The organism is Streptomyces sp. NPDC055506 (assembly GCF_053643595.1).
The window spans coordinates 1-7,188 of sequence record NZ_JBSHKH010000221.1 but is presented as its reverse complement, the minus strand read 5'-3'; the positions used below and the strand labels follow the sequence as shown (position 1 = coordinate 7,188).

The following is a 7,188-nucleotide window of genomic DNA, read 5'->3' as shown; positions in this document are numbered from 1 at the left end:
GGCCGGGAGCGTGTTCCCGGCCCGGAGAGCCCGGTCTGCCGCGGGACTCAGGCGGCTGTGATGACGAGCGCGGCGTTGTGGCCGCCGAAGCCCAGCGAGGTGCTGACGGCGACGTCCACCGGGGTGGTGCGGGGTTCGCCGCTGACCACGTCCAGCTCGATGGCCGGGTCCGGGTTCTTCAGGTTCGCCGTCGGCGGCACCGTGCCGTGCTGCACGGCCAGCACCGTGTACGCCGCCTCGATGGCGCCCGCGGCCGCCAGCGCGTGGCCGGTGACCCCCTTGGTCGACGTGACCAGGGGCGTGTCGCCCAGGACACGGCGCAGCATCCGGCCCTCGACGAGGTCGTTCATCGCGGTGGCGGTGCCGTGCGCGTTGACGTGGCGGACGTCCGAGGGGGCGACGCCGGCGTCCGCCAGGGCGGCGCGCAGGGCCCGCTCGATGCCCTCCCCGTCGGGGTGCGGGGCGGTGGCGTGGTGGGCGTCGGAGGAGGACGCGTATCCGCTGACGAGGGCGCGGACTTCCGCGCCCCGGGCGCGGGCGTCCGCCTCCCGTTCCAGGACGAGCACGCCGGCCGCCTCGGCGGCCACGAAGCCGTCCCGTTCCGCGTCGAACGGCTTGCCCGCGTGCTCGGGCGCGTCCCCCGACTTGGACAGGGCGCCCATCTTGCACAGCCCGGCCATCACCGTGGAGGTCAGCGCGGACTCGCTGGCGCCGGCGAGCACGATGTCGCAGGCGCCGGAGCGCAGCAGGTCGCGTGCGGTGCCGATGGCGGTCGCGCCGGACGCGCACGCGGTGGCGGTGACCAGACTCGGTCCCCGGGCACCGCAGTCGATCGCCACATAGCCGGCGACCATGTTCGGCATGTACTTCGTCACCAGGAGGGGCGAGACCTTGTCGGGCCCGCGCTCGCGCAGCGTTTCGTGCTGCTCCGCGAAGGTGGCGGGGCCGCCGAGCGAGTTGCCGAGCACCACCCCGACCCGGGTGCCGTCCCAGGTCGTGGAGTCCCATCCGGCGTCGGCGACGGCCATCCGGGAGGCCACGAGGGCGAGTTGGACGAAGCGCTCCAGCTGCCAGCCGGCGAAGCCGCCCAGCAGTTCACCGGCGTCGAAGCCCGGTACCCGGCAGGAGAAGTCCACCGACAGCTCGCCGAGTGCGGGGTCGCGCGTGGCGCAGGAACGTCCTGACAGCACCCGCTCCCAGTTCTCGGCCACGCCGATTCCGGCCGGGGTCACCAGGCCCAGACCGGTGACGGCGATGGCGTTGGTACGACCGTCCGCCATCAGACCGCCGCTCCCTTGGCCGACAGGAGCTGGACCAGGTCGTCCAGGGTGTGCTCCTCGGTGAGTTCGCCGTCGGCTATCTCCACGCCGAACTCCTTGTCCAGGACGAGGCCGAGCTCGATCAGGACCAGGGAGTCGAAGGACAGCTTGCCGAGGGTCACCTCGGACGCGATGATCTCGGGCTTGACCTTGAACTGGTCGGAGAGAAGGACCGAGACCCGCTCCGCGATCGCCTGCATGGTGTTTCTCCTTGGGTGTGATGAGTGGGGATGCGATGAGTGGTGAGGGAGGGCGGGGGCGAGCCGGTGTCAGACCGCCGTGATGTCCGGCCATTCGAGCGCCACGGACCCCCAGGTGAGACCGCCGCCGAAGCCGCCGAGCACGACGCGCTGACCGGGGCGCAGTTCGCCGTCGGCCGACGCGTCGGCCAGGACGAGCGGGATCGAGGCGGCGACGGTGTTGCCGACCCGCTCGATGTTGGCGGGGAACCGTTCGGGCGGCAGGCCGACGCGTTCGGCGACCGCCGCCAGGATGCGCGCGTTGGCCTGGTGGAGGACGACCTTGTCGATGTCCTCGACCGCCCAGCCCGCGGCCTCGGCCGTCGTGGTCACGGAGGCAGCCATGCGGCGCACGGCCTCCCCGAAGACCGGGCGGCCCTCCATGGTGAAGTAGGCGGCCTCCGCCGCGGCCGGCAGGCCGGTGGACCGCTGCCGTGAGCCGCCGGCCGCGACCTGGATGAGGTCGCTCTGGCCGCCGTCGCTGCCGAGGTGGAGCCCCTTCAGGGCGCCCGGCTCGTCCGCCTCGCCGGCGCGCAGGTACACCGCTCCGGCGCCGTCCCCGAAGATGGCCCGGGTCGTGCGGTCGGCCGGGTTGAGGATGGTGGAGAACGTGTCCGCGCCGATGACCAGCACGGAGCGCGCGAAGCCCGCCTGGAGGAAACCGGCCGCCGTTCCCAGGGCGTAGACGAAGCCCGTGCACACGGCGGCGATGTCGAACGCGCCGACCCCGCCGAGCCCCAGCCGGTCGGCGACCTCGGGCGCGGTGGCCGGGCAGGGGCGGTCCGGAGTGCTGGTGGCGACCACGACGATGTCGGCCCGCTCCTCGCCGGCGGACTTCAGGGCCCTGCGTCCGGCCTCGACGGCGAGGTCCCCGGTCGATCCGCCCGGTTCGATGACATGGCGCCGGCGGATCCCGGTCCGGCTGCTGATCCACTCGTCCGAGGTGTCCAGCTGCCGGGCGAGGTCGTCGTTGGTGACCACGGTGGGCGGGACCCAGCTTCCCAGGCCGGCGACGACCGCCGCCCGGTCCGGGCCGGTCATCCGGCGTCCCCGGCAGCGCGGGACGTCCTCGAGGTGCTGCTGTCAGCCACAGCCGTTGTCGCTGTCGTAGCCGTCACTGCGTTGTTCCTCCTGGCTGGTGTCGTGGTGCACCGATGCGCTCCGGCGCCTCTCGGAGGTCTCACTGTGGCAACGCGTCCTCCGCTTTCCCTCACCACCGGCCCACGCGGGGCACATGTGCCGCTCACGTCGGCCGTGAGCGGCACATGAGCGGTGCGTAAGTACGCGTTGCCAGCATGGAAAGCGTCCGGCGGCGGCCTGCCCCGCGGTGCAGGCGGAACGCGCTCCGGACACCCCTTCACACGACCCGGCTCACGACCGCGCACGAGGAGAACTGAGTGCAGCAACGCAGGATAGGAACCGACGGTCCGGTGGTCTCCGCGATCGGTCTCGGCTGCATGGGGATGTCGGAGTTCTACGGCCCGACCGACGAGGCCGAGTCCCTGGCGACCCTTCAGGCGGCCCTGGACAGCGGGGTCACGCTGCTCGACACGGCCGACATGTACGGCAAGGGCCACAACGAGCGCCTGGTGGGCCGGGCCGTCGCGGGCCGTCGTGACCAGGTGGTCCTCGCGACCAAGTTCGGCATCCGGCGCGACGACAGTGACCCGCGGCAGGGCCGGAACATCGACTCCGGTCCGGAGTACTGCCGGCAGGCCGTCGACGCCTCGCTCCAGCGGCTGGGCGTCGACCACATCGACCTCTACTACCTGCACCGCAAGAGCCCCGACATCCCCATCGAGGAGACCGTCGGAGCCATGGCGGAGCTGGTGCGGGCCGGCAAGGTCAAGCACCTGGGGCTGTCCGAGGTGACCGCGCAGACCCTGCGCCGGGCGCATGCCGTCCACCCCATCGCGGCCCTGCAGACCGAGTACTCGCTGTGGACCCGCGAGGTGGAGCAGGATGTCCTGCCGGTGGCCCGGGAGCTGGGCACCTCCCTGGTGGCGTACTCGCCGATCGGGCGGGGTTTCCTGACCGGTGCGATCAGCCGGCCCGAGGACCTCGACCCCACCGACTTCCGGCACTCGCACCCCCGCTTCCAACAGGAGCACCTGGCGCGCAACATCCGGATGGTCGAGCGGCTCCGCGAACTCGCCGAGGACTACGGCTGCAGCCCCGTCCAGCTCGCGCTGGCCTGGCTGCTGGCGCAGGGCGACGACATCGTCCCCATCCCGGGCACGCGCCGGATCGGCTATCTGCGCGAGAACGTCGGCGCCGCCGAACTGCGGCTCACCGACGAGCAGTTGGCCGCTGTGTCGGCCGCGGTGCCCCACGACGTGGTCTCCGGCGAGCGCTACGACCCCGCGGGCATGGCGACCGTCGGCCACTGACGGCCCGTCCCTCTCACCCCTTCACCGCCAACCCCCCGATGTAACGAGGAATCCCATGGCAGACAAGCTCAAGCAGCTCAAGCTGGCCGCCGTCAACATCGACGGCGTCCTGCTGAACGACACGTTCAGCCCCGTCATCCACAACTTCATCGTCAGCCGTGGCGGCGAGTACACCGCCGACGTGGAGCGCAGCATCTTCTCCCAGCCGCAGCTGGTGGGCGGCCAGGGCATGGCGAACGCGGCCCGCGTCCCGTGGACCGCGCAGGAGGCCATCGACGTCTACTTCAAGGAGCGGGAGGAGTACACCCGCGAGCACCCGGTCGAGCTGCTCGACGGCGCGATCGACCTGCTGCGCCGGCTGCGCGGACTGGGCCTGAAGACGGTCAGCTACGGCGGTCTCGCCAAGTCGCACTTCGACCACTTCCTGGGCGAGCACGCCGACCTCTTCGACGAGCCCGGCTACGTCTGCACCAACGACTTCCGCCCCGGCCTGCGCGAGATCACCACCGAGGTCTTCGGCCTGAAGTACGACGAGGTGCTGTTCATCGACGACGTGGCCCGGGTGGCGGAGGTGGCCAAGGCCCTCGACATCCCCTTCATCGGCCACCCCAGCTCCTTCGAGCACAGCTTCCAGCCGCAGCTGATGCGCGAGACGGGTGCCCGGCACATCGTCGACTCGCTGCACTCGATCGACGAGGAGCTGCTGCGCACCCTCGACGCCGAGGCCGCCGCGCACTCCGTCTGGCGCGACTGAGCCGACGCGCCGTCCCAGTGCCGGACCGGCCGCCACCCGGCCCGTCCGGCACCGCCGGCGCCCCCTCCCCCGCCCCGCGCGGTCCCGGCCCCTCCGGCCGCGCCTCCCCTCACCCACCCAGGAGTTACGCCTTGGACCGCGCCGCTTCCCCGCAGACCGTGCTGCTGGACTTCGACGGAGTGCTGAGCCTGAACGCGTCGAGCCTGCTGCTGCTCGCCCTGCACGAGGGCATCAACCGCCACACCGAGCTGCCGATCGAGGCGACGGTCACGCAGTTCAAGGCCATCAGCACCTTTCCCCAGCGGGAGAGCCTGCGTGTGCTGTTCGCGGGCCTCGGCATCGAGCAGCACCTGAACGCCGAGATCGACGCGCTCAGGTCGCTGACCTCCGTCCAGGGCACGCCGCTGGCCCTCGGCGAGGGCGTCGAGGTGTTCTGCGCGCAGCAGCGGGCGCGGGGCGTGCGGCTGCGGGTGTTCTCCACGATGGACCGCACCACCGCGCGTCGCTCGCTCCTCGACGGCCTGTTCGGGCCCGAGGACTATGTGGCGCTCGACCACGCCTCCAAGGCCGATCCGGACACCTACGCGGCGCTGCTCGCGACCGAGGGCGAGGTGGATCCGGGGCAGTGGCTGCTGGTCGACGACTCCCCCCTCGCCCTGCGCGCGGCCAAGATCGCGGGGCTGCGCACGGTGCTGATGCGCGGCGCGGTCTTCTCGGACGACGACGTGTCGGCGTTCGGGTCCTTCATCGACGCGCGGGTGAGCACATTCGCGGAACTCGGCGCTCTGCTCACCGCCCAGGACGCCCCGCCGGCCTCCCGGCTCTGACAAACTCCCCCCTCCCCCGATAGGTTCCGATGTCCCAGTCACCTGTTGATTCCGAACTGTCACCCCCCAGGACCGTTCCCGCGGAGACCGCCCCCGCGGCGGAACGCGCCGTCGGCCCCACGCGGGTGCTGGTGGCCATCGCCCTGGCCGCCGTGATGCTGCCCATCTCCGTCACAGGGCCGGGCGTCGCCCTCGCCGACATGTCCGGCGCGCTGCACGCCTCGGCCGCCTCCACCCAATGGGTGCTGAACGCCTACAACGTGGCGTTCACCGCCTTCATGCTCGCGGCCGGTTCGGCGGCCGACCTCTTCGGGCGCCGCCGCCTGTTCCTGAGCGGCACGACCGTCTTCGCGCTGGCCTCGCTCGTCGCGGGCACCGCCCCCACCATCCTGCTCGTGGACCTGGCGCGCTTCGTTCAGGGCATGGGCGCGGCGGCGGTCCTGACCAGCGGTTCCGCGCTGCTCGCCCACACGTTCAGCGGGGCTGCCCGGGCCAGGGCCTTCGGCATCTTCGGCGCCTCGATCGGCTTCGGCCTGGCGATGGGGCCGTTCGTGTCCGGCCTGCTGGTGGGCATGGCGTCCTGGCACGCCGTGTTCCTGGTCAACGTCCTGCTCGGCGCGGTCGTGCTCGTCCTGGCCCGGCCGCTGCCCGAGTCGAGGAACCCGGGTGCGCGGCGCATCGACCTGCCCGGGGTGCTGACCTTCACCCTGGCCCTCATGCTGCTCGCCCTCGGGTTCGTCGAGGGGCCCTCGCAGGGGTGGGGCGGAGTCGTCACGCTCGGTTCCTTCGCGGGAGCGGCGCTGTTCCTCGCCCTGTTCGTCGTGGTGGAACTGCGCGTCGCCGAGCCGATGTTCGACCTGAGCCTGCTCCGGCGCCCCACGTTCGTCGCCATCATCTGGCAGCCGGTCAGCATCGTCTTCGCGTTCGCGGCCCTGCTGGTCTACCTGCCGCCCTACTTCCAGGGCGCGGGCGGCGCGGGGTCGACGATGTCCGGTGCGATGCTGCTGCCGCTGACGCTGCCGGTCTTCATCCTGCCGCTGTTCACCGGCACGCTGGTGCGGCTGCTGTCGGTGCGGCTGCTGCTCGCCGTCGGTCCGGCGGTGCTGGCCGTCGCGCTGCTGCTGATGACGTTCACCGACCCGGTGTCGTCCCGTACGGGGCTGTACGCGGCGCTGCTGCTGGCCGGTGTGGGTATCGGTCTCGCCTTCGGCGTCATGGACAACGCGGCGGTCAGCGTGGTGCCGGCCGAGCGCAGCGGTATGGCGTCGGGCATGTTCAACACCCTCCGGGTCGCCGGTGAGACGATCGGCGTCGCGTGTGTGGGCGGGCTGCTGCTCACCTCGACCCGTCAGCAGCTGTCGGGCAGCGGGGACGGCGCCGGTGGTGCGATGGCCGACGACGTGGTCCAGGGCCGTCTGGGTTCGGTGCGCGAGAGCGGCGGACAGGATCTGGTGGACCGGGCGGTCCAGGGGCTCCAGCACGGGTGGAGCGTCGTCTACGTGGTGCTGGCCTGTGTGGCCCTCGCCGGTGCGGTCGCCATCTTCACCATGGTCCGCGACCGTGACCTGGACCCGTCCTCCCACGCCCAGGACGTGTAAGTCCCTCCGAGAAGAACGCCCTTCCCGAAAGGAACGGTCCGGACCCCGCGGGGTCCGGACC

7 protein-coding genes are annotated in these 7,188 nt (G+C 72.0%); 4 read left to right on the top strand and 3 right to left on the bottom strand.

Annotated elements, in window-relative coordinates; genetic code table 11:
- Window positions 1-47: 47 nt before the first annotated feature.
- The 3 genes from ACWIF2_RS39460 to ACWIF2_RS39450 all read right to left on the bottom strand — a co-directional run bounded on the left by ACWIF2_RS39460 (window position 48) and on the right by ACWIF2_RS39450 (window position 2,599).
- Complete coding sequence (locus tag ACWIF2_RS39460; protein ID WP_454366380.1) at window positions 48-1,280, bottom strand: beta-ketoacyl-[acyl-carrier-protein] synthase family protein; 1,233 nt, start codon at window positions 1,278-1,280, stop codon at window positions 48-50.
- On the bottom strand, window positions 1,280-1,519 hold the full coding sequence (locus tag ACWIF2_RS39455; protein ID WP_020272690.1) for an acyl carrier protein: 240 nt from the start codon (window positions 1,517-1,519) through the stop codon (window positions 1,280-1,282). The genes ACWIF2_RS39460 and ACWIF2_RS39455 overlap by 1 nt, the downstream gene beginning before the upstream one ends.
- A 69-nt stretch (window positions 1,520-1,588) precedes the next feature.
- Window positions 1,589-2,599, bottom strand: coding sequence for a beta-ketoacyl-ACP synthase III (locus ACWIF2_RS39450; RefSeq protein WP_454366377.1), 1,011 nt, complete (start codon window positions 2,597-2,599; stop codon window positions 1,589-1,591).
- 356 nt (window positions 2,600-2,955) lie between these two features.
- On the opposite strand from ACWIF2_RS39450, the gene ACWIF2_RS39445 reads away from it, so the two are divergent.
- From ACWIF2_RS39445 to ACWIF2_RS39430, 4 genes are all read left to right on the top strand, one after another.
- Window positions 2,956-3,948, top strand: coding sequence for an aldo/keto reductase (locus ACWIF2_RS39445; protein ID WP_454366375.1), 993 nt, complete (start codon window positions 2,956-2,958; stop codon window positions 3,946-3,948).
- 55 nt (window positions 3,949-4,003) lie between these two features.
- Entirely contained in the window at window positions 4,004-4,702 is a 699-nt protein-coding gene (locus ACWIF2_RS39440) for an HAD family phosphatase (protein WP_454366373.1), read from the top strand.
- A gap of 131 nt (window positions 4,703-4,833) precedes the next feature.
- Window positions 4,834-5,529 carry an HAD family hydrolase gene (locus ACWIF2_RS39435; protein WP_454366371.1) on the top strand — a complete coding sequence of 232 codons (696 nt, stop codon included), beginning with the start codon at window positions 4,834-4,836 and terminating at the stop codon, window positions 5,527-5,529.
- A gap of 29 nt (window positions 5,530-5,558) precedes the next feature.
- On the top strand, window positions 5,559-7,127 hold the full coding sequence (locus ACWIF2_RS39430) for an MFS transporter (RefSeq protein ID WP_454366369.1): 1,569 nt from the start codon (window positions 5,559-5,561) through the stop codon (window positions 7,125-7,127).
- The last annotated feature ends 61 nt before the right edge of the window (window positions 7,128-7,188 follow it).